The sequence below is a fragment of the Ktedonospora formicarum genome (genome assembly GCF_016587355.1).
GTDB lineage: Bacteria > Chloroflexota > Ktedonobacteria > Ktedonobacterales > Ktedonobacteraceae > Ktedonobacter > Ktedonobacter formicarum.
Genome location: NZ_BNJF01000001.1, coordinates 315,119 through 337,033, shown reverse-complemented (window position 1 = coordinate 337,033; position 21,915 = coordinate 315,119). Strand labels below are relative to the sequence as shown.

The window sequence follows — 21,915 nt, the reverse complement described above, 5'->3', positions numbered from 1 at the left end:
TCTGAGGCAGATGGCTCAGGCGACCAGGAAGGGCTGTCGGTGATCCTCTGTTTGGTTCTCAGGGAAAACAGTCGCTGACTAAGAATGGGGTGACGATGGTGTTTACCCAGTTCCGCAAGTGAGGAGGGGGAAATGACCCCATGGTCACCCCTCTGGTCTTGCGCCACAGTTTTGCTCTGCGGTATCTTCGGACAGGAGGGGCTCCTGTGGGTTGCAGGAATTGTTGGGATATGGAGGGATGGCTCAGGTCGAGTAGTATCTGCTCAGGCCAACGCAGATACTACTCGACCTGAGGCCGCAAGGTGAGAAGCAAGGTGAGAACGCGTGAGAGGATAACCTATTCTTTGCGCTCCAGGGCACAAAGCGACGGTTCTCAGTAATTCTTATAGTCGTGTGGTTATTGACTTCGGCACATGAAGGGCTATGCCAGAAAACGGTTGTTAAACATTCTCAGCAGATTAAGTGCAAATCCTCCTGCGTGCATTTGTCGAAGGGCCAGGTACTCGGTCAGCCGAAGAGGTAATCCTCCCAGGGGTAGCGAAGCCTCCCTGGGAAGAGTTCAGCGATCAGGAAAAACGAGTCCTGCGTCTATTGGTCGTGGGGCGTTCGAACCCGGAGATTGCGCGTGAACTGGTGATCTCAGACAATACCGTGAAAACCCATATTCAGGGTTTCTACCGCAAACTCAATGTTCACAATTGTATTGAAGCCAGTGGCTCGCTTTGATCATTACAAAAATAACGAGGAGGCTCTTCGAAGAAGAGAGGTGCCTCTTTCGTTGGGCGCATTTATCATTGCGACTCAATGGTTCGTACAATAGTGTGCAAAAAGTAGCCCCAGGGGAGAGGGAGCAGTTCTCTTCCGATGGGGCACAAACGTGCTTCCTCATCTCGCATGGATTTCAATCCTTCTCCTGCTCTTCTTCATCCTCGAATTCGAAAACCACCTCATCGACATAACACCAACCCCAATTCTCTCCCGGCTCAAGCGAAGCTATGAGTGGATGCGTTGTCGTGTGAAAATGCTTGGTCGCGTGTTTATTTTTTGAGGAATCACAACACCCGACATGTCCGCACAAAAGACAGAGGCGAAGATGCACCCACGTGTCTCCTGTTTTTAAGCATTCCTCGCATCCATTTGCACTAGGCGTCACTTTTTTTATTTGCTCCAGATGCGTACACTGTAGAGCCATATGCTATTTCCTTTCACATTCCTTTTTCAGTGTTCCTAGTATACATTATTAGGTATCGTGTTGCTTGATAAGCCTCTAGCATTTAGCCGTAGAGGGGTGCCCAGAACAAGGTGGTGACAGGCATATTATAGCCTGCTGGGAAAGAGCCTCTATTAAGGAACGTGAACCCGCTTGAGCAGGGTGGTCCAAGCTAAATTATCCCGATTACCCTCACTACACCGAGCAGTAGAGAATACTCATGTAACTCGTTGCTTTTCACATTGCGCCACATCGAATATTTTTCTAGATAGTGTATAATCTTGTCCTTTTCTTTAAATACAGTATTTCTGCAATAATAAGTGCGTTTTAAATAATAAAGAGGTAAGCATGAGGAAACATGCCGCCTGCCTGAGAAAGAGAGGAGCTCTCCTCCCAACCCTCAATCCACCTTTCCCGGACACTCATATGTCAGTTTGTCGTCAAGGAAGTGATGCCCCAAAGCGCTTTTCTTCTATCTATGTACTATCATGATAGAGGAAGGTGCGTTGCCATTGTTGTGGATGCATGGGTTAGTAGTTCGAAACAACATTGGAGGGAATTTGTCAATTTTCTTAGATGTTGTTATCGGGCACGAACTGGATTGGCGTTGAGTGTTCAGCTTTTCTCCTGTGTAAGGTGCTCATCGAGCATCATCAATAGTGGCGTTGGTATGCAGAGTCCCCCAACTGAGGCCAATATTTGGGTTGACTGTACTGATTATACGACCTGCAGATGCAGAACATTGGCCATAGGCTCACGAGAAGTCAAAGGGAGGACTATCAAGAAACAAAATCTCTCCAGAGAAAGAAGGTGTCTTCGATGATGAATTCACAAGACCCTAACCTCCATCCAGAGAAACAAGATAGAACATCCGGGGAACTGCCGATCCAGCCAGACAATGCCGAGCTGATGATCTCGTTTTTGCTGACGTTGAACATACTGGGAGCCTTTCTTGAGCTCTCTCCAGATGCACTAATTGTGGTTGATACAAAAGGCGTGATTGTCCTGGTTAATACGCAGTTGGAACTGCTGTTTGGATATGGCCATGACGAACTGATTGGTCAGCCAATTGAATGCCTTCTTCCTGAGCATCTGCGCGCGGGCCACGTGGGCAAGCGAACCCGCTACATGCAGGCAGCACATCCTCGCCTGATGGGCTCCGGACCCGACCTGGTAGGTCAACGCAAAGATCGCGGCCAGTTTCCCGTTGAAATTAGCCTGCGACCCATTCGGATCGAGCGTACGTTGTATGTAATGGGTGCTGTCCGCGATATGACTGCTCTACGTGATGTGGAACGTGAGCGCATGCGGATCTCCCAGCGCTTGCGCCAGCAGGACAAACTCATCAGCCTGGCCCATGATGCGATCCTGGTACGCGATGCAGAGAGCAGAATTGTTTCTTGGAACGAGGGGGCTGAGCACCTCTACAGGTGGACAGCTCAGGAGGCCATGGGCAAGGTCTCCCATTCGCTGCTCCAGACGCGTTTCCCCAGCACGCAGAAGGCGCTTGATCAGACCCTACTGCAGCACGGCCAGTGGCAAGGAGAGCTCAACCACACGTGCCGAGATGGGGCGCGGGTGATCGTCGAAAGCCGCCAGGTGCTCGTGCGCGATGATCAGGGAGTGCCTTCCGCTATTTTGGAAATTAATCGTGATGTGACTGAGCGCCGCCGCCTGGAACATCTGGAGCAAGAGGCTCATGCCGAGATGGATGCACGCTTAAATGTCTTGCAATTGATCCTGGATTGTTTACCCAATGGAATCTTCCTGGTGCAAGGGCCTCAATTGCGCTTACTGATGGCCAATAATGCGGCGGCGGCTCTCTGGGGTGCGGAATGGGCACGAGGCCAACCTCAGGAGGAATTTCTTCAACAGCAAGGCATCCATCTTTTCACCGCCAGTGGGCAACCGCTTCCCCTGGAAGACTTGACCGGCAGGCGTGCCATGGCCTCTGGTGAACCCGTACTCTATCGCCAGTTGGTAATTTGCCGACCTGATGGTACCCGTCTTCCGGTCATGGTGGATGCGATCCCCTTTACGAGTCTCTCTCTGCTTCCTCGCCTTCCCCAGGAGATGACACTGGAGTTTCCTTCTGTAGAGCGGGTGGTTCTGGTGGTCTATCAGGACGTGAGTGCCCTCAAAGAAGCAGAAAGGCTCAAGGATCAGTTCATCAGCCTGGCAACGCATGAACTGCGCACTCCTGTGACCATTGTTGCAGGCTATGCAGATCGCCTGCTCGCGCGCGCAGCACGTGGGGAGGAGCATGGGTTAGACGAGTGGCAGCGTGAAAAGGTGCAGGAGATGAAGCTTGCCTCGTGGCAATTAGCCAGCCTTACGGAAGATCTGTTGGATGTGACGCGGATCCAGGCAGACCTGTTCTCGCTAGAACGATGCTCGACCGATCTGGTTATCCTCACACGGAAGGTGATCAAGCGGCTCCAGGCCACCACAGACCGACATCAGCTTGCTTTCCAAACCACTCTTCCCCAGTTGTGGGTAAAGGTTGATGCCGTGCGGATCGAGCAGGTAATTTCTAATCTCGTTTCCAATGCTATAAAGTACAGTCCAGGCGGTGGGCTCATCGAGGTGGCGCTAGAGGAACATACAGAGACACATGAAGTCCGTTTTCGTATCCGCGATTGGGGGATGGGGATTCCACGTACTCAGCAAGCACACCTCTTTGGACGGTTTGTCCGTGCCGAGAATGCGCGTGCCGCTGGCATCCGTGGAACAGGACTGGGTCTCTATCTGTGCCGGGAACTGATTGAACGGCATGGAGGACACATCAGCTTCGAATCCGAGGAAGGGGTCGGCTCAACGTTCTTCTTCTCGCTTCCCTGCCTTGAATCTGTCCTACAGTGAAAGAGAAAAATGGAAAACTCATCGAACCAGCTATTTTGGTTGCTTGCTTGGACTCTCAGGTATCGCAAGGCTGTATTGGTGGGTCCTATGCTGTCTTCTTGGAGAGCCAGGACGAGCTGCCTTTGCTGCCAGATGATAGCACTCTGGCCTCCCGTATCTGCAAAGAACTCAGCTTCTACATAGGCCACAGGAGCTAGCACTGAGCGTTGACGAGCGAGATCAGCGACAATATCAGCCATCGCTCCCAAATAGGAAGGTGCCCCCTTCGTTTTTTCTCTTCTTCCCAATGATGTTTCTGCTCTGCCGAAGAGTGGGCCCGAAGTTCTGCTGTAAATGCTCTGGTTAATGGGAGTATTTGTAATCCGCAATGCAGCCGCACCACTTGAGCAACAGGATAGAGCCTCTGAACGACGACAAGCGTGTCATTCCCGAGAAGTGCATTGAGTGAGTAGGCTATCACGTTCTCCTCTTCTAGTTCTTCTTGAGGGAGGCTGTACTGCCTACAATAGGGCATTAGGGAATAATAACTCAGAATCTGTTCAAATGCGAGCCCAATCCTTCCAACTTCTGTGCCATTTCTAGCATTCGTTCTGTTTCAGGGACGTGATTCTGCACTGCAGGAATGCCCGTTTGTATCCATTTGGATCTTGGAGCTGAAGATCCCACGGGATGCACCTATGCGTCAAGGACGACTCATGGGATCCTCCTGTGCATGTTCTACCTCGCGCCGTTGCCAGAACAGCCGTTTCATTTTGCGATGAACGCTCTGGCGAAGCGGCGAAGAGCCTCTAGATTGGTCCCATCCACAAAGCGTAGCACCAACTCCTGCACGCCTGCTGCTTCATAGGCGGCTAGCCGTTCTCGAACGGTCTCAGGACTGCCAATCAAGGCCGTCTGCACGGCGTTTCCCAACCTGGCCTTGCGATCAGCAGAAAGCTGCTCCAGCGCTTGTTCGTCGCTGTCGGCGAGAAGACAGATGGTACTCGACGTGCGATGAATCTTCTCGTAGTTACGTCCCATGCGCTCGCAATGCTGTTTGAGGACGGACAACTTCTGCTTCACGGTGGCAGGATCACTGCCCACGTTGCACGCATCGGCGTACTGTGCCACCAGCTTCAATGTTACCTGTTCGCCACTTCCGCCGATGAGAAGCGGGATATGTGGTTTCTGCACCCCTTTGGGCTGATTGATCGCCTTGCGCAGCTGGTAATACGTCCCCTCAAAGACTGCTTCCTCCTGGGTCCACATGGTCAGAATCATCTGGAGGGCTTCACGAAGAGAGCGCAGTCGCGTTGGGGCGTCGAGATATTCATAGCCATAGGCCCGATACTCGTGCTCGTACCAACCTGCCCCAATGCCGAACGTGAGCCGTCCGTGACTGAGGATGTCGACCGTACTGGCCATTTTTGCCAGCAATGCCGGGTGACGATAGCCATTGCAGGTGACCATCTGACCGATGCGGATAGTCCGGGTACTACGCGCCAGAGCCGCAGTGCTTGTCCAGCATTCAAACGTCACTTCCTGCGAGGGAGAGGGAATCGTATGAAAGTGGTCAACGAGCCAGGCGGAAGCGAACCCTACCTCTTCAGCGGTTTGAACCACCCGTGTCATCGTTTCGTAGGCTTCCACAGGATCATGGATGGGTGCCAGATCCATGGTCCAGCCCTGGGGAATCAGCACACCAAATTGGAGCGCCATAGGATGATTACTCCTTCCTTTCTTTGCTACTGATCTTTTGCTACGTTTCGTCTTTTTCGAAGCTGTGGTTTTGTTCCCTGCTTTCTGGGCTGAGCCTCTGCTTCCCGGTGGAGAGCTATGCCACTTACGACCAGGAGAATCCCCGCGATTTCAAGCACGCTGGGAATCTGGCGGAGCACCACGACGCCGATCACCGTAGCAGACGCAGGTAGCAGGGAGAGGAGCAACGCGAATGTAGCCTGTGATAAGCGAGCCATGGCTAATTGATCGCAGACATAGGGAATGACCGACGAGCAAATCCCCACGCCAATACCGGCCAGAACAAAGAGAGGATTTGTCAGAGCTGCCAGCGCGCCGCCCAACCCCAACGGAGTAATGAGGATGAGCGCGATGAGCATAGCTGCCCCCAGGCGATCAATACCAGCAGCGTCACCATCCTGGGCGATCTGGTGGCCGAGCATGACGTAGAGTATGAAGAGTGCGCAGTTGGCGAAGGCGAACAGGAAGCCCAGCGGCTGCCCGCTGAAGCGTACATCGGTGAGCAACCACACACCACCGATGGCGAGCAACAACGCGACGATATTTCTGCGCGTCCGTGCACCAAGGGCGGCTAGTGCAATCGGGCCAAGAAACTCGATAGCTCCCACCGTACCCAAAGGGAGGCGAGCAATCGCCAGGTAGAAACAGACGTTCATCAAGCCGAGAACGATGCCGAGCGCTAGCAATGTGCGCTGTTTTGCCCAAGGCATCTGGGGGAAGATACGCCAGGGCCGTCGCCAGACCGCAAACACGATGGCGGCACTGGCGATGCGCAACCAGGCCACGCCAAGCACTGAGGCATAGGAGAAGAGCAATACCGCAAATGATGGTCCCAGGTAATGGAAGACGGCGCTCACGAAAAAGAAAACGTGAGGCGGAATCTTCCTGGTTACCGTCATTTTGCGCTCGTGCTGCAGCATGGCATCACCTCCGGGTTTTTCGCTCTTGTTCGTATGATACAATGGGGAATAGGTGAAAGTACATGGGAATATCAAGGAGATAGCTGCCTTATGGCTCAAGATTTAAAGGGAAAAAAGCTTTTTACTTACACTGCTTCCTCTGGGGTAATTGACGCAGTGAACAAGCGAGTCCTGGAAGAATTGCAGCGTGAGCCGAGGCTGACAATGTCAGAACTGGGTCGCCGAATTGGAATGTCATCACCTGCCGTAACTGAACGGGTTCGCCGACTGGAGGAAGTGGGGGTTATTCGTGGCTACCGGCTGGATCTCAATCCAGCGGCGCTTGGGCTGCCGATTGCAGCCTATATACGCATCCGTCCCAATTCAGGACAGCTTCCAAGGATTGCGGAACTGGCACAACAGATTCCTGAGGTTGTTGAATGCCATCGCATCACGGGCGAGGACTGCTTTATTGTGAAAGCGTATATTCCTGCTATTGATCAGCTTGACCGCTTGCTCGACAGCTTCCTCTTGTATGGCTCCACGACAACCTCCCTCATCCAATCTTCTCCGGTGCCGCTGCGCCCGCCTCCTTTCCCAGAAGATCTATGGCTTGAGGAAACCAGCAACTAATGCGATTCTCGCTATTTGAGAGCTGCAATCATATCTGAAGCAAGCAGGCTTTGAGAGGAACAAGGAAAGAGAGAAAAGGCGAGAGTAGCAGAGTCATATGTCTCATGTAGAGGCTGATTATGAGCATGTGAAAGACCCCTCCCGGCTTATAGTTTAGTTGCCTAACAGAAGAGATATGCTATACTTGGGAGCGTGTTAGGCAACTAAACCATCTGAACATTCTTGCTCGTAGAAAGAAGCATGTATGCCTAGATTTGTCCGCTCACAGCTCTGGTGGTCTCAGCAGACACAAAGGTATGAGCTTGCTCTTGATAGGGTCGCTGGCACACAGGCATTCAACCTCAATGTATTGGAGTCCATTTCCTCCTTTTCCTTTCGCAGCCGTGATGGAAATAAGTGTACCTTTCGCAAGCAGACTGTGCAACGAGGGAGCACCTACTGGTATGCCTATCGACGCCTGCATGGGTACCTGGTGAAGCGCTATGCAGGCAAGACAAAAGATCTTTCTCTTGCTCGCTTAGAAGAAGTCACGCGTAGCCTGCTCGACGTGCCTTCTTTCCCAGAAGCCTCTTCTCCTCTGCCTCATCAATCTGAACCAGTACAGCCTTCCTCACAAGATTCCCTGCTGTTTTTCTCAAAGATGCAGCCTCCGCGCCTACCCGCTTTGCTGGTGGAGCGAAAAGCCTTGTTGACACGCCTGCAGAGCAGCCTACTCTACCCCGTCACGCTGCTGCAAGCTCCTGCTGGCTTTGGCAAAACAATACTTATCACACATTGGATTGAGGAGCTGCGTTCACATGAGCACTTTCCCCATGTGGCCTGGCTTTCCCTTGATGCTGGTGAGAACAATCCAATCCGTTTCTGGTGCTCTCTCATTCGAGCTTGCCAGAGCGAGGGGATCACAGTAGGTCAAGCTGCCCTCACTCAGCTTTCCCAGGCAGAAGAGCCACCTTTTCAGGTTCCTCCACTTGAGACGATTGTGGCATCGTTCCTCCACGAGGTTTCTCATGACCTCCCAGATACGCTACTCATTCTGGATGACTATCACACCATTACACTCCCATGCCTCCATGAGACCATGACCTTTTTTCTCGACCATCTGCCCCCTTGTTTGCGAGTGGTGCTCCTTTCGCGATCTCAGCCCTCCTTGCCGCTCTTGCGCTGGCGTGCTCAAGGGACCCTCTTCTCATTGGGGGCCACCGATCTACGCTTCTCATTGGAAGAGACAGCCGCCTTTCTGCGAGAGGCAGGTGTGCCCTCTCTCTCGGAGGAAGTACTCAGCCAACTTGATGCTCACCTTTCGGGCTGGGTAACCGGGCTGCGCCTCTTTGCCTACACGCAGCAAGGAAAACGGAGTGCATCCGAGGTTGCTTCCAGCCTCCTCTCCCTACAAGGTGTGGGTGGAAAAGCAGCAATGAGGAGAAATCTCGATGAGGCACCTCAGCCAATCCTGGAATACTTCGTGACGGAAATTTTACAGGCCCAGCCAGAGGTACTCCAGCGTTTTCTCCTTCAAACCAGTGTGCTTCCCTATCTTAATGCATCTCTGTGTCAGATGGTCATCAATGAAGCGAGTGGTAATGAACTGCTCGAAGCTGCCTATACGGCTGGATTGTTTCTGGAGCGCGTTGAAACCGGAGCGGCTCACCTGCAACAGACATTATGGGTGTGGTACCGCTATCATGGACTCTTTGCAGAAGCGATGCGCCGCGAAGCCGAGGTGCGCCTGGGCGAAGCCACCCTACGAGCGTGCTCATTACGTGCAAGCTTTTGGTATGAGCAGCAGATGATGATGGTAGAGGCCATAGAGGCTGCTCTTTATGCACACGATTTTGAGCACGCTGCACGGCTTGCCGAGCAGGTCGATGCCCAGGGACAGATCTCCGATGCACACACCCTCTTCCGGTGGCTTTCTCCCCTACCGGAAATCGTCTTGCGCGCTCATCCCATGCTTTGCTGGCTCTCTGCCCTCGGCCTCCAGTTGCGAGAACCTGACCCTTCTTCTTGCACTCGGGAGCGCATCGTAGCACTGCTCCACATGGCCAGGGAAGGCTGGCAAAACCGTGGAATGGCGACATTTCTCGGCCTGATCGATGCTTTCCACGCTCTGTGCTCCTGGAGGAAAGGCCGGTTTGGAGAGGCGGTCGACTATGCCAGGGAGGCCCTGGCTGGGTTGAAAGATGACGGCGCCCATCGCCGCTTGCGTATGTTTCGTGGCATCTGTCTCTTTATTGTTGGAACAGCACAGATGTCATCTGGGTGCTGGGCAGAAGCTCGGTCATCCTTCTTACAAGCTTGTGAACGGAGCCGCCTTGATGGGGGAAGATCGTTGACGCGGAGCCTGCTGCTCATGTTGGGGATCTGTAGCGAGGTTCTTTTTGAACTGCATCAGGCACACGAGTACTATCAGCAGGCTATTTCCGATGCATGTCTGCCACAGGATCGTCAACTCATCGCGGCAGCCCGGCTAGGCCTCTCTCGGATGGCGTTAGAATGGAATGATCTGCCCTCAGCAGAGAGGCAGGCACATGAAGCCATAACCGTTGCTGGAGAGGGAACGCCAGACTTCTTCCATCAGGCAGATTTCCAACTGGCATGCTTGCTTCTCGCACGAGGAGAGTTTCCCTCCGCCACGGGGCGTCTGGCTGCCCTGCAGGTTCGCCTTCAATTAGCCCCAACATCCGAAGCCGTTCAATTGCTGTCCGAGGTGTATCTTCTCCTTGCGCACTGCCAGCTTCAAGTTGGCAACCTTCAGAGCGCACAGCTCTTTCTCCAGATGCCAGAGCTGCAAGAGCGGATGGCTACCAGGATCTTTCAAGCGCGTCTCTTACTTGCGCGGAACCAGCCCGAGATTGCACGTCAGCAGCTTGAGCACCTGCTGACAGAGGTAAAGGCACCACGTGAGCACCTCATGATCCAGCTTCTTCTGGCTCTCGCCTGCGCAGACGCCGCCGATCAGAAGCCGGCTATGCATTTCTTACGCCAGGCCCTCTCACAGGCGCATCATCAGAACCTCATACGCCCGTTTCTCTCTGAAGGAGAGCCACTCGCACACCTGTTACGCCAGCTTCTGCCCACACTCCGAGAACCAGCATTGCATTCGTATGCGCTGAGCATCTTGCAGATGATCCAATTTTCTGATGAAGAAATGGAGGCCTGCCGCGCCTCAGGCGAAGGCATCATTGCTGAGCCCCTTTCACGGCAGGAGCAACGAGTGCTTGGACTCCTGGCTGCTGGACACAGCAATCAGGAAATTGCCGAAGTACTCGTTGTGTCAATCAATACTGTGAAGGATCATATCAAACACCTGTATCGGAAACTCGGGGTCAATACACGCTTACAGGCAAGGCTGACCGCTCGTCGTCTCCAACTCCTCTGATATGGCCTTCTGGCGCTCTATCCCGTCACGCAAACCACCCCTGGAACCATCCTGCAGGGGGATGTCTCCTATGCAGAGATTTCCTATGCTAACAGCAGGTATTTCTCTCATGCAAAAGGAGTCATTGAATGCAAAGATGGTTGTTTGTGCTGGTGCTGATTGTCATAGCACCACTGGTTGCCGAAGTGCTTTCGGGTTCGACCCCCATAACTCAGCCGGGCCTTCTCCTGGTGGATCTCGTGATCTATGGGCCAGGTGCCCTGCTCATCCGAGAACTGGTACGCCGCCGACATCGAGGGTGGGCAAGTATCCTCCTCATGGGTGTTGCCTATGGACTCGTTGAGGAGGGGCTGGCGTTGCAAAGCCTGTTTGATCCCACCTACGCAACGGTTGCTCTGTGGGGTGCTCGTTTCTTTGGGGTCAACTGGGTCTATACCTCTGTCGTTCTTACCTGGATTCATCCGCTTTGGAGTGTAGCCATTCCAATTGTCCTCGCCGAATTCTTGTTCCCAGCGCAACGCGCGCTTCCTTCTCTCGGCAGATTTGGCCTGGTTGCCACCTCTGTCTGGTATATTCTTGGCGTTGTCCTACTTGCCTTCTTTGCCAGAACCATCTCTTCCTACAGCGTGCCTCCTCTGGTATCGGGCGTGGTCATCGTGATCGCGCTTATGCTTGTGGTGAATGCACTGTTTCTGCTGCCCAGGCAGCGCCCGCGGACTCAACGTTCTGACCAGTTCCCAAAGCCCTTTGGCATCCTGCTCTTTAGTGGAATGAGTGCGTTTCTCGCTCTGGGCATTCCAGCGCTACTCTGGCGTCCCTTTCCAATGCTGACGCAATTTCCTCTGGTTCTAGTTCCGCTCCTGGCACCACCCGTCATAGCCCTGATTCTGATCTGGCGTTTCGTGGATTGGGCACGTTCGTCTTCTTGGAATGACCGTCATCTGCTGGCCCTGGTCAGTGGTATGCTCATAGCTCACTCAGCCGTTGGCGCCCTGCTGTTTAGCAAAACGGTTGTTGAGAGAGTCGCCCTGGCAGTCATGGGGCTCCTGATGGTGATCTTCTTAGGGTGGCTTTGGGTCCAGATTCGTAACCGCAAGGTTGTCCTTACAACCACCAGCTAAAAGCGAGTGAATAGAAAGAAAAAAAGAATTCAAGTGTGGATACATCATAATGATTAAAAAGCTGCAATAGTTGGATGCGTTGAGACTCTATACCAACCGAATGTGTTCATATCTAGCCATGCATTTGCCTCAACAAGTGATATTCATCTTTTTTTAAGAAAAAAGACGCTCCTTGACACCCTCTCATTTACGTTGTATATTTACAATGTAAATATACAACGTAAATGAGAGGGTGAGAAGCATGCCGAAAAATGATGTACCACTCACACGCCAACGGGTGCTGGAGGCGGCTTTACACTTGATTGATCAAGAGGGTCTGGAAGGCTTTAGCATGCGTAAACTTGGAGCCATGTTAGGTGTCGAGGCAATGGCGTTGTACAACCATGTTGAGAATAAACGGGCGCTCTTTGATGGGGTCATCGAACTGCTCGTTATTCAGAGTCCATCCCCTGAGCAATTCGACGGGACACCGCGTGAGGAATTGTGGGCGTTTGCCCACGCTTTCCGCGACGTCTTACGCGCCCATCCACGCGTACTTCCGTTGGTGGCGACGAGCCCGCTACGGACCAAGGCCTCGCTAGTGATTCTTGACCGACTTCTGGCGACAATCCAGCGCGCGCAGATCACAGGAGTTCAGGCAATCTATGCATTACAGTGTCTTGTAGGGTTTATTGTTGGACACACCTGGATTGAGACGGGGACACCTCCCATGGCTGATCTGGAGCGTGGACCAAATGGTCCAATGGTGTGGCAGCAATTTCCGGCAGAGCACTACCCAACGCTTCACGCGTTGTTGCCGGAAATTACGCAGTGGAATCCTGATCGCGAGTTTGATTTTGGGTTGCAGGCCCTGTTCCAGAGCTTGTTTTGAAGGTGAAAAAAGAGAGGTGCGAGAGCATGAAAACGCAGATAAAACGCTACAAGGTTCCAAATGGAGAGGTACAACTCGCAGTCAGCGAGATCGGTCAGGGACAAACGCTCCTATTCTTCAATGGTGGTGGAGCAACACAAGTAGCTTGGAAACGAATCATTGGTGAACTCAGGGGCAGTATCGGCTTGTGACCTTCGATTTTCGCAACCATGGGAAAACCACCATTTCACATAATACCTCCTTGGAGAGTTTCATGACGGATGCAGAGACCATGATGGGTACGGTTGCTGGAGATCGGCCCATTCTGGTCGGTTGGTCTCTGGGGGCAGATCTGGCTGTTTGGTATGCGGCGAGCCATCCGGGAGAGGTGGCAGGACTGTTTCTCATTGATGGTGCGGTGCCGGTCAATCTTGTCAAGGATCCTGAGGATGTGAGACGCCGACTCAATACACCGATGATGCGCATCGGGCCGTTGCTCCTGGATCTGGTTGGCATGGGGTATCGCCTCACACCTTCCGAGTTTGCGACTCTCACCATTGAGGTCAATAAACGCCGCGAGCGGCTTCTTGCAGTCTATGACCAGCTTGATTGTCCTGTGGAACTGGTTCTGGCAACGAAAAGTGCTGGGGAAAAGGGGGAGCGTGCCGAGCAAAACAATGCTTTATGGCGAGCTGGTGGAGAGCAATTGGCCCAAGCGTTCCCAAGACTCGCTCTTTCTTGGATGGACAATACCCATTTGCTCCCTTTCAAGGAGCCGGCAACGCTTGCACGATTACTTGAATCATTCGTCCACCGATGCCAAGCTGGCGATCAGAGAAATGCCCTTAAGCAACAATAGGTTCCTTCGTTGTATGGAGCAAACATCTGCTTCAATCAGGATTACGCCGGAATCCAAGCCTGCCATCCTATGCTGGATGGCAGAAGTCGCCATTTTTGTCCAGGTCCGCGCCTGTATGGGAATCCTCAAACAGATCTTTGATCCCTCATCGCCTCTTCATTGGGTTTGGAGAGAAAGGTGCCAGCTTTTGCAGTGTTTGCGCATGCTGGATGCTCCCTTGAGTCGTTTTGCCACAGATCACTGAAAGCTCCCCGTGCTCAAGCAGCAGTGGTTCCAGAGGTTTGGCCCACGCTTCCAGTTCTTCTTGCTAAAGGAGAAGAGCTGGCTCTCGTGGTGGTTTCTCCGGACTTTCGGGCAGACGCGCTTAGGCTCGAGTCAGACTTAAGCTTCAGGGCATTGTCTGCCCCTCTCTCGCACGTTGTGTGGTACGCTCGTGTGCTGCCCGCAGGCGCACCTCCGCACCTTATACGGCTGGTTGATGCATCCTTTCTCGTCATAATGTTCCGGGTTGGCAGCTCGCCGCTGACGATCCATCCGCCGCTGCAAGCAACGAATGGCTCTGGCTTCAGGAGTCAGTTAGGCGCAGAGCATCTCCAGGCTTGCCTGCTCTTCTTGAGGAACGAGCGCCAGGGGGAGGAACCCAGATCAGCGCCAACCACTCCTTGAGCCCAACCGTGTGCTTATTTTTGTGATGATTCTCGTCACTCCTAGCTTTCTTGTATGTATGTTCCTCCTTCAGAGAGAGCCAACAGGATATGATTAGCCATCTCTTCTACTGAAAGGGAGCCTTTGTCCAGGCACCATCCAGCAGCTGTGCCAAAAATCGCCCAACTCATCGCTGATGCCAGCGTTTCTTTAGGAATCCGGGAACTGCTCCCCGCTTTTTTTGTTTGTTTGAGCCAGCGCAGGAGGACTGTCGCAACTTCCTCTTGTACAATCCATTCGAGATACCGCAAATCTTTTGGCCCACAATGGCGATAAAACTCGTCGAGATACAGAAGAACCACCTTTATGAGAATGCGCAAGTCTTGCATCCCTCCACCTGACGATGGAGAAAGTTTGCTCGCTATTACTTCCTGGATCTGTTGACGAAAAGTGGCATCCAACAACATATATTTGTCCGTGTAGTGGGCATAAAAGGTGGCACGGTTGATGGTTGCCCGCTCCGTAATATCCTGAATCGTGACTGACGCAAACCCTTTTTCTTGCAACAGTTCCAGAAAGGACTGCTGCAAGAGTTGACGTGTTCGTTTTACGCGAGGGTCCACGCTCTTCTCTATTCTCGCCATAGAAATTGACTCCTTATCATCCTTGTATATCTGTTGACAGTCTCTCAATCCTTGGAGATACGTCGTTCTTTACAAACTTTCTCGACAATCTTCTTTCCTATGTTGTTTACACAACAATAACGCAAAATTGCCCGTTGATTGCTCTCTTGATTCCGCGTTAGTATTATAACCAACAACTTTTGTTTAGACAAAAGGTGTTGATTATTAGGATGCACATGGAGGAGACGAGGGAGGGTAAACAATTGAACTGCACCTCTTCTGATCCCCTTTATGGCGACTGGAGCAAATATAGAAGTAAAAGGAGTAAAGAGTAAACGCATGATCAAGATAGCCATTATCATTGGGAGTACGCGCCCATTTCGCAATGCTGAGACCGTTGCTCGCTGGGTCTATCAGATAGCATCCAGGCGCAATGACGCGATGGTTGAACTCGTGGATCTCAACGATTTCAACTTGCCGCTTCTTGATGAGCCAACACCGGCAGCTATGGGGCAGTATACCCGCCCTCATACCAGAGCCTGGGCTGCTAAGATTGCTTCCTTCGATGCCTACATCTTTGTAACCCCGGAATATAACCATGCGCCGTCTGCCGCGCTTAAAAATGCGATTGATTATCTCTATAGAGAGTGGAATAACAAGGCGGCTGGCTTTGTCAGCTACGGTGCTGACGGTGGCAGACTTGCGGTGGAGCATCTAAGGCTGATCATGGGTGAACTGCAAGTCGCCGATGTGCAAACTCAGGTGAGCCTCTCCTTCTCACATGACTTTAAGAATTACAGCGTTTTGACGCCGCGCTCACATCAAGAAACATCCATCAACGCTATGCTTGACCAGCTTATAGCGTGGGGGAATGCTTTGAAGGCTTTACACTCAGAATATGTAGATACTGCGCGAAATTAGCCAAAACTATCATCCCTGGTCTGGGAAAGGAATTCCACTATGAAAATATCCACCCTTATCGTTCCTTTTGAAGTACTAGAAGATCAAAAAAACACGCTGTGCGAGCAGTGGCACACAATGTTGGGCGTTTGGAAACATGAGGAGCATTTTTACTCTGCGAGGCTCTATGAGGTGGACGCCGAAGTGGAGAACTATCTGGTGAAAAATTTAGGCTTTCACTGGCTCAGGGACCGGCCGGGTTCGAGGGCCAGATTTGGTTATATCGCTATAGTTCAGTGGTTATCTTTGCCGTATGGTGAAGCGGCTACCTACATCTCGCAAATAGAGCGGCAGATATCTTTCCCTGCGTATCCAGCATTCTATCACACTGAGGGCGACGGTCTCACTGCTGCATCGAGCAGATCGAAAGAAAAAACATTTACGCTCATCGTTCCTTTTGAGGTGCCAGAAGGTCAGGAAGAAGTCCTTCATAAACAATGGCAAGAAATTGTAGATGGCATGGGCAAAGTAGAAGGTTCTCTTGGTCCAGGGCTTTATGAAATAGATGCCCAGGCTGAAGGGTTCCAACGAGGATTGCGCTCTCCTCAGGGACATGATTTCAGAGCAAGTTTTCGTTTCGTCAATGTCGCAGAATGGACATCCCTGGCAGATTATGAAGCTGCCATTCGCTCAGTTCACCACGTAAAGCCGATTTCATTTCCCAGCTATGGCGCCTATTACCATGTTGTTGACGAATACCCTAATCATATCATCTAGCAGAATAGCCTCTTCTACGAGCAAGAAAATGTAAGAAGAACAAAGAAAAAGAGAGAAAAACAGTATGAGAGAGCACGACTACCGTACGCAACTATTGCAGGGGAAGGTCGCGCTGATTACAGGCGCAAGCCGTGGTATTGGAGCCGCAACCGCGAAACTATTCGCCAAACATGGGGCAATAGTTGGCATCAATTATCATACCAGTGCCGCACAAGCAGGAAAAATAGTTGAGTCTATTTGTGCTGAAGGTGGGCATGCAATTGCGTTCCGGGCCAATGTGAATGACGCTGAACAGGTAGAAGCTATGGTAGAGCAGGTTGAACGGGACCTTGGGCCGATTGATATCCTTGTTCTCAATGCTATGGCAACTGGCAGCAAGAGTAAGTCAGTTGCAACCTCGAAGGAAGAGAACTCATCACCCTTTATTCCCTTTCTCGAATCGAAGTGGGATCTCTACCACAACGTTGTGGTAGGCGCTCTGGCTGGCGTCTATCTCCCAGCGCGTAGCGTGGTTCCATTCATGGCTGAACGTAAACGAGGTAATGTGATTGCCATCAGTAGCCTGGTGGCGCGCTTAGCATATCCAGGAACTGGCGCCCTTGCTGCTGGCAAGGCAAGTGTCGAGGCATTTATGCGCGTGCTGGCAACTGAACTGGGCCCATATGGTATCCAGGTGAATGTTGTGTCACCTGGTGCAGTTGAGACAGAAGCTTCAGCACCAGTGCTTCAAGGACAAAAGGAAATGCTTGAGAATGCCTTACCATTGCGTCGCATCGCACAACCCGAGGATATCGCCGGAGCGATTCTTCTGCTGGCAACCGATGGAGCTCAGTATCTTACAGGCAACTACCTTGCTGCTGGCGGGGGCTCTTACATGCCCTGACAACTGCGCAAATGACGAATGAGCAGTGATAACACGCGTAAGTGGCAAATACTAAGGAGATATAAAAGATGAATACATGGCAGCAACAAAATGAAATGATTATTAAGGAATTCCGCGCACATGGAGGTACGGTGAGACTGGGAGGATATGGACCCTTCATCCTCATGACAACCACAGGAGCGAAAACGGGGCAACGGCATACGACTCCGTTGATGTATGTAGCTGACGGAGATCGGCTTCTGGCAGTTGCCTCTAAAGCTGGAAGCTCAACTCATCCATCCTGGTTTTACAATCTCCTTGCCCATCCCCAGGTGACAGTTGAAGTGGGGACTGAGACATTTGAAGCCGTTGCCAGAGTACTGGCTGATAATGAACGAGAAGAGGCATTTGCCAAAGCGGTAGAAGTCTTTCCCTTCTATGAAGAGTATCAAAAAGCAACCACACGCATCATTCCTGTAATTGCCCTTGAACGGTGAGACGGCTAAATGTGGTATGCATTGAGAGCCTGATGGAGGGATTGGAAACAAAGTGGGCATAACCTCTATTGGCGCTTTGTAGGTAATAGCCATCAGACCTCTCCAAACTTCTGACATCAATGTCAGAAGTTTGGAGAGGTCTTTAGCTGTGGTCGAAATGATCGAAGAAGCGTGAGCTAACTTGCCGCAGATGGTAAATGGCCTCTGCCTCGAGAGTATTGATGTGTTCTCTTTGACACATCAATACCTGAGAAGCTTTTTTTGTTGTGTTTTTTATTCAATTTATAATAATATATGCTGATTTGGTTTGACGCAACCAGAGTTAGCCACTACGCATTGTCATACTTTTTTGCGCAAACTGCGAACTCCGTTTCACAGGAGAGAAATAATGGATCTTGAGATTACCTTACAGGTCAATGGAACGATGCATCGGCTAACCGTTGATACCCGTACGACGCTCCTGGACGCACTGCGCGAGCACCTTGGGATTACTGGCCCCAAGAAGGGCTGCGACCATGGGCAGTGTGGCGCGTGTACGATCCTTGTCGACGGACGACGCGTCACGTGCTGCCTCAGCCTCGCCGTTGCCTTTCAGGATACTCAGATCGTCACTATCGAAGGGCTGGCCGATGGCGAGAATCTCCATCCGCTCCAGCGCGTGTTCGTTGAGCATGATGCTCTCCAGTGTGGCTATTGCACTCCTGGGCAAATTTGCTCGGCGGTTGGTATGTTACGCGAGGCCGAGGCTGGCTGGCCGAGTGTCGTAAGCTCTGATATGAACGCTGAACACATCACGCTCGATGATCAGGAAATTCGTGAGCGCATGAGTGGCAACCTCTGTCGGTGCGCCGCCTATGCCAATATCGTTCCAGCGATTAAAGAGGTACTATCATGAATCCTTTCCGCTATGAGCGTGCCAGTGATGCTTCCAGTGCCATCGCACTCCTTGCCCAGGCGCCAAACGGGGCCTATCTCGCTGGAGGAACCAACCTCATAGATCATATGAAACTGGGGGTGCGGCACCCTGATCTGCTTGTTGATATCAGTCGCCTGCCTTATGATCATATCGAAGTGCTGGCTGATGGGAGCGTACGCGTTGGCGCGATGGTGCGTAACAGCGACCTTGCGGCGGATCGCACGATCCGCGCACGCTATCCACTGGTTTCGCAGGCGATTCTTGCAGGCGCTTCCGGGCAACTGCGCAACCTTGCCACGACGGGCGGCAACTTGCTACAACGCACACGCTGTAGCTACTTTCAGGATATCTCGAAGCCATGTAATAAGCGTGAGCCTGGCAGTGGCTGTGCTGCGCGCGATGGGTATCATCGAGACCTCGCCATCCTTGGCACCTCGCAGGACTGTATTGCCACACATCCCTCGGACATGGCCGTCGCTCTGGTCGCCCTTGACACGCTTGTGCGTGTGCAGGGACCACGTGGGGAACGTACTATTCCACTCATGGATTTTTATTGCCTGCCAGGCAACGAACCGCAACGCGATACAGTAATCACACATGGAGAGTTGATTACTGCCATTGATCTTCCGCCGTTGTCGTATGCGGCGACACACTCGCGCTATCGCAAGGTACGCGATCGGGCCTCCTACGCCTTCGCACTTGTGTCGGTTGCGGTAGCGCTCGATTTCGCCGATGGCATTGTACGCGATGTACGTATTGCCTTTGGCGGCATCGCACCCATACCCTGGCGGGCAAAGAAGGCCGAAGCGGCGCTCCGTGGCAAGCCAGCAAGCGAAGAACTCTTCCGCCAGGCAGCTGATACCGAGCTGGCTGGTGCACAACCATTGCCTGGGAACGCCTTTAAAATCCCTCTTACCCGCAATACCATGACGCGTATGCTGCTTGATCTTGTAGAGGAGAGAAACCAGCCATGAAGATGCAACTCATGACGCGTTCCATTGGTGCGCCAATTAATCGAATTGATGGCATTCAAAAGGCCACGGGGGCGGCGAAATATGCCTACGAGTATCCGGTCGAGGGCGTGGTCTATCTCTTCCCGGTCCAGAGCACCATCGCCAGGGGACGGATCTCAGCGATCGACGTGAGCGCGGCACAAGCACTTCCTGGCGTCATAACTGTGCTATCGCACGAGAACGCACCACGACTTGCGCACCTTGCTAACACCGAATTGGAGGTCCTCCAGACGGATGCCGTGGCTTACAATGGTCAGTTTGTCGCGGCTGTTATCGCCGAGACATCTGAGATCGCGCGGCAAGCAGCTGAACTAGTGGTCGTGCACTACGAAGAGTTGCCGCATCACGTTGAACTGCGCGCTGACGACAAGACTCTCTACAAACCCCCGTCAGTCAATGAAGGGCATGATGTACCCGACAGATTTGTTGGTGATGTCGAGAGCGCGCTGGCCTCGGCGGCTGTCTCGCTTGATCAGACCTATACCACCCCAACCGAGCATAATAATCCACTCGAAACGCACGCGACCATCGCGCTTTGGGACAACGCTGGCCTCACCATCTACGATTCGAACCAGGGTTCGCATGCCATCCGGGACACCATTGCAACGGCATTCAGTTTGCTTCCCGAGCGTATTCATATCGTCACGCAGTATGTTGGCGGTGGCTTCGGGTCCAAATTGTTTGCCCACCCACCTATCATCCTCACCGTTATGGCGGCGCAGGTAACGAAACGACCAGTGAAGCTTGCGCTTACACGGCAACAGATGTTTTCGCAAACTGGCTATCGTACTCCAACCATCCAGCGCATCCGCCTTGGCGCCGATAACCATGGTCATTTGACGGCGATTGCTCATGATGTGATTGAACAAACCTCGACCTCCTATGAATTCGCCGAACAGGTCGCGGTGGTGACACGGCGTATGTACGCGGCTCCTAACCGCCGTACCACGCACCGAGTAGCGCGACTGGATATGCCTGTGCCAACATATATGCGCGGTCCAGGCGAGTGCCCGGGTATGTTTGCTCTTGAGTCTGCAATGGATGAGCTGGCCATTGCCTGCGGGATGGATCCGATTGAGTTGCGCATTCGCAATGAACCCACGATTGACCCCGAAACAGGATATCCTTTTAGTAGTCGTGGACTTGTCGCCTGCCTGCAGGAAGGGGCGCGGCGCTTCGGCTGGCAACAGCGTGATCCGACTCCCCGGATGCGGCAAGAAGGGCGCTGGCTCATTGGAACGGGCGTCGCATCCTCAACGTATCCTGCTTACTACTACCCTGCGTCCGCGTCTGTGCAGGTTGACCATAGGGGAATGTATCAGGTTCATATCGATGCCACAGACATCGGAACCGGAGCACGCACGGCGCTTACCCAGATTGCGGCAGATGTACTCGATGCGCCGTTAGAGCAGGTTCAGCTCGAGATCGGCAATAGCGACCAGCCAGCAGCGGGCTATGCTGGAGGTTCGTCGGGTACCAGCTCGTGGGGATGGGCCATCTTTAACGCGGCGAATGCGCTCCACACAAAGCTGCAAGAAGAATGTGGAGGAGTCATACCAGCGGAGGGGCTCTCAGCAAGAGGCACATTTGACACCAATCCCGAGTTACAGCAGTTCGCCATACATTCCTTTGGCGCACAATTCGCCGAGGTGCATATCAATGTAGATACCGGAGAAATCCGCGTGCCACGGCTCCTGGGAGTCTTTGCCGCCGGGAAAATCGTCAATCCGAAGACGGCCCATTCCCAATTCATGGGAGGAATGACGTGGGGCCTTTCAATGGCGCTCCATGAAGCGAGCGTTTTGGATACACGCTATGGGAATTACGTGAACCACGATTTCGGGGGATATCATATCTCGACCAACGCTGATGTCGGCACAATTGACGTAGTATGGCTCGAAGAGGATGATCTGCATGTGAACCCGCTGGGTACAAAAGGCATCGGCGAAATTGGGATCGTTGGTACAGCTGCCGCAATCGCCAACGCCGCCTTTCACGCGACAGGTATTCGTGTGCGCGACCTGCCTATCACACTGGATAAGTTCTTGTCGTGACAACTCCTGTTCTCGTAGGACGTGAGAGACAAGGGAGATGCGAGCGGAACACCAACGAAGGGGGTACAAGACGTGAGG

19 protein-coding genes and 1 pseudogene are annotated in these 21,915 nt (G+C 52.6%); 15 read left to right on the top strand and 5 right to left on the bottom strand.

The features are described 5' to 3' along the window. The first annotated feature begins 462 nt into the window (after positions 1-462). Complete coding sequence (locus tag K3T82_RS01445; RefSeq protein WP_220191727.1) at positions 463-726, top strand: response regulator transcription factor; 264 nt, start codon at positions 463-465, stop codon at positions 724-726. A gap of 175 nt (positions 727-901) precedes the next feature. On the opposite strand, the gene K3T82_RS01440 is transcribed toward K3T82_RS01445, so the two are convergent. Further along, a complete protein-coding gene (locus K3T82_RS01440) occupies positions 902-1,192 on the bottom strand; it encodes a UBP-type zinc finger domain-containing protein (RefSeq protein ID WP_220191726.1) in 291 nt (96 codons plus the stop codon). Between the two features lie 837 nt (positions 1,193-2,029). Here K3T82_RS01440 and K3T82_RS01435 point away from each other — a divergent pair. Then, positions 2,030-4,072 (top strand): PAS domain S-box protein, encoded by a 2,043-nt coding sequence (locus K3T82_RS01435; RefSeq protein WP_220191725.1) that lies wholly within the window; start codon positions 2,030-2,032, stop codon positions 4,070-4,072. Between the two features lie 747 nt (positions 4,073-4,819). Here K3T82_RS01435 and K3T82_RS01430 read toward each other — a convergent pair. Both K3T82_RS01430 and K3T82_RS01425 read right to left on the bottom strand, forming a co-directional pair. After that, positions 4,820-5,770 (bottom strand): LLM class F420-dependent oxidoreductase, encoded by a 951-nt coding sequence (locus K3T82_RS01430; protein WP_220191724.1) that lies wholly within the window; start codon positions 5,768-5,770, stop codon positions 4,820-4,822. Positions 5,771-5,796: 26 nt separating this feature from the next. Then, positions 5,797-6,729: an EamA family transporter gene (locus K3T82_RS01425; RefSeq protein WP_236030930.1), complete on the bottom strand. Its 933-nt coding sequence runs from the start codon at positions 6,727-6,729 to the stop codon at positions 5,797-5,799. Positions 6,730-6,819: 90 nt separating this feature from the next. On the opposite strand from K3T82_RS01425, the gene K3T82_RS01420 reads away from it, so the two are divergent. From K3T82_RS01420 to K3T82_RS01395, 6 genes are all read left to right on the top strand, one after another. Further along, positions 6,820-7,341 (top strand): Lrp/AsnC family transcriptional regulator, encoded by a 522-nt coding sequence (locus tag K3T82_RS01420; RefSeq protein ID WP_220191723.1) that lies wholly within the window; start codon positions 6,820-6,822, stop codon positions 7,339-7,341. Between the two features lie 244 nt (positions 7,342-7,585). Further along, positions 7,586-10,720, top strand: a complete 3,135-nt coding sequence (locus tag K3T82_RS01415) for a winged helix-turn-helix domain-containing protein (protein WP_220191722.1) — start codon at positions 7,586-7,588, stop codon at positions 10,718-10,720. Positions 10,721-10,848: 128 nt separating this feature from the next. Next, the gene (locus tag K3T82_RS01410; protein WP_220191721.1) at positions 10,849-11,841 is read left to right on the top strand and encodes a hypothetical protein; all 993 of its coding nucleotides are present in this window, start codon (positions 10,849-10,851) and stop codon (positions 11,839-11,841) included. A 241-nt stretch (positions 11,842-12,082) separates the two neighbouring features. Beyond that, positions 12,083-12,712, top strand: a complete 630-nt coding sequence (locus tag K3T82_RS01405; RefSeq protein ID WP_220191720.1) for a TetR/AcrR family transcriptional regulator — start codon at positions 12,083-12,085, stop codon at positions 12,710-12,712. A 26-nt stretch (positions 12,713-12,738) separates the two neighbouring features. Next, positions 12,739-12,903 carry a hypothetical protein gene (locus K3T82_RS01400; protein ID WP_220191719.1) on the top strand — a complete coding sequence of 55 codons (165 nt, stop codon included), beginning with the start codon at positions 12,739-12,741 and terminating at the stop codon, positions 12,901-12,903. Continuing rightward, positions 12,900-13,550 carry an alpha/beta fold hydrolase gene (locus tag K3T82_RS01395; RefSeq protein WP_220191718.1) on the top strand — a complete coding sequence of 217 codons (651 nt, stop codon included), beginning with the start codon at positions 12,900-12,902 and terminating at the stop codon, positions 13,548-13,550. Before K3T82_RS01400 ends, K3T82_RS01395 begins: the two co-directional genes overlap by 4 nt. 462 nt (positions 13,551-14,012) lie before the next feature. On the opposite strand, the pseudogene K3T82_RS49760 reads toward K3T82_RS01395, so the two are convergent. Then, positions 14,013-14,244 (bottom strand): annotated as a pseudogene (locus K3T82_RS49760) (AAA family ATPase); the annotation flags it as partial. 13 nt (positions 14,245-14,257) lie between these two features. After that, entirely contained in the window at positions 14,258-14,839 is a 582-nt protein-coding gene (locus tag K3T82_RS01390) for a TetR/AcrR family transcriptional regulator (RefSeq protein WP_220191717.1), read from the bottom strand. A gap of 318 nt (positions 14,840-15,157) precedes the next feature. Here K3T82_RS01390 and K3T82_RS01385 point away from each other — a divergent pair, with 318 nt between their 5' ends. The 7 genes from K3T82_RS01385 (at position 15,158) to K3T82_RS01355 (ending at position 21,837) form a co-directional block, all read left to right on the top strand. Next, the gene (locus tag K3T82_RS01385) at positions 15,158-15,739 is read left to right on the top strand and encodes an NADPH-dependent FMN reductase (protein ID WP_220191716.1); all 582 of its coding nucleotides are present in this window, start codon (positions 15,158-15,160) and stop codon (positions 15,737-15,739) included. Positions 15,740-15,778: 39 nt separating this feature from the next. Beyond that, on the top strand, positions 15,779-16,495 hold the full coding sequence (locus K3T82_RS01380; RefSeq protein WP_220191715.1) for an antibiotic biosynthesis monooxygenase family protein: 717 nt from the start codon (positions 15,779-15,781) through the stop codon (positions 16,493-16,495). 64 nt (positions 16,496-16,559) lie between these two features. Then, complete coding sequence (locus K3T82_RS01375) at positions 16,560-17,378, top strand: SDR family NAD(P)-dependent oxidoreductase (protein WP_220191714.1); 819 nt, start codon at positions 16,560-16,562, stop codon at positions 17,376-17,378. A gap of 68 nt (positions 17,379-17,446) precedes the next feature. Further along, a complete protein-coding gene (locus tag K3T82_RS01370; RefSeq protein WP_220191713.1) occupies positions 17,447-17,854 on the top strand; it encodes a nitroreductase family deazaflavin-dependent oxidoreductase in 408 nt (135 codons plus the stop codon). Between the two features lie 388 nt (positions 17,855-18,242). Further along, a complete protein-coding gene (locus K3T82_RS01365) occupies positions 18,243-18,749 on the top strand; it encodes a 2Fe-2S iron-sulfur cluster-binding protein (protein WP_220191712.1) in 507 nt (168 codons plus the stop codon). Beyond that, positions 18,746-19,744: an FAD binding domain-containing protein gene (locus tag K3T82_RS01360; RefSeq protein ID WP_220191711.1), complete on the top strand. Its 999-nt coding sequence runs from the start codon at positions 18,746-18,748 to the stop codon at positions 19,742-19,744. Before K3T82_RS01365 ends, K3T82_RS01360 begins: the two co-directional genes overlap by 4 nt. Further along, positions 19,741-21,837, top strand: coding sequence for a xanthine dehydrogenase family protein molybdopterin-binding subunit (locus K3T82_RS01355; RefSeq protein WP_220191710.1), 2,097 nt, complete (start codon positions 19,741-19,743; stop codon positions 21,835-21,837). The genes K3T82_RS01360 and K3T82_RS01355 overlap by 4 nt, the downstream gene beginning before the upstream one ends. The last annotated feature ends 78 nt before the right edge of the window (positions 21,838-21,915 follow it).

Bases quoted from the DNA above. Each gene is read 5' to 3' on its own strand.
- K3T82_RS01430 (WP_220191724.1), bottom strand. From the start codon at position 5,770: ATGGCGCTCCAATTTGGTGTGCTGATTCCCCAGGGCTGGACCATGGAT.
- K3T82_RS01360 (WP_220191711.1), top strand. From the start codon at position 18,746: ATGAATCCTTTCCGCTATGAGCGTGCCAGTGATGCTTCCAGTGCCATC.
- K3T82_RS01380 (WP_220191715.1), top strand. From the start codon at position 15,779: ATGAAAATATCCACCCTTATCGTTCCTTTTGAAGTACTAGAAGATCAA.
- K3T82_RS01415 (WP_220191722.1), top strand. From the start codon at position 7,586: ATGCCTAGATTTGTCCGCTCACAGCTCTGGTGGTCTCAGCAGACACAA.
- K3T82_RS01400 (WP_220191719.1), top strand. From the start codon at position 12,739: ATGAAAACGCAGATAAAACGCTACAAGGTTCCAAATGGAGAGGTACAA.
- K3T82_RS01435 (WP_220191725.1), top strand. From the start codon at position 2,030: ATGATGAATTCACAAGACCCTAACCTCCATCCAGAGAAACAAGATAGA.
- K3T82_RS01425 (WP_236030930.1), bottom strand. From the start codon at position 6,729: ATGCTGCAGCACGAGCGCAAAATGACGGTAACCAGGAAGATTCCGCCT.
- K3T82_RS01355 (WP_220191710.1), top strand. From the start codon at position 19,741: ATGAAGATGCAACTCATGACGCGTTCCATTGGTGCGCCAATTAATCGA.
- K3T82_RS01385 (WP_220191716.1), top strand. From the start codon at position 15,158: ATGATCAAGATAGCCATTATCATTGGGAGTACGCGCCCATTTCGCAAT.
- K3T82_RS01390 (WP_220191717.1), bottom strand. From the start codon at position 14,839: ATGGCGAGAATAGAGAAGAGCGTGGACCCTCGCGTAAAACGAACACGT.
- K3T82_RS01440 (WP_220191726.1), bottom strand. From the start codon at position 1,192: ATGGCTCTACAGTGTACGCATCTGGAGCAAATAAAAAAAGTGACGCCT.
- K3T82_RS01410 (WP_220191721.1), top strand. From the start codon at position 10,849: ATGCAAAGATGGTTGTTTGTGCTGGTGCTGATTGTCATAGCACCACTG.
- K3T82_RS01405 (WP_220191720.1), top strand. From the start codon at position 12,083: ATGCCGAAAAATGATGTACCACTCACACGCCAACGGGTGCTGGAGGCG.
- K3T82_RS01370 (WP_220191713.1), top strand. From the start codon at position 17,447: ATGAATACATGGCAGCAACAAAATGAAATGATTATTAAGGAATTCCGC.
- K3T82_RS01420 (WP_220191723.1), top strand. From the start codon at position 6,820: ATGGCTCAAGATTTAAAGGGAAAAAAGCTTTTTACTTACACTGCTTCC.
- K3T82_RS01365 (WP_220191712.1), top strand. From the start codon at position 18,243: ATGGATCTTGAGATTACCTTACAGGTCAATGGAACGATGCATCGGCTA.
- K3T82_RS01375 (WP_220191714.1), top strand. From the start codon at position 16,560: ATGAGAGAGCACGACTACCGTACGCAACTATTGCAGGGGAAGGTCGCG.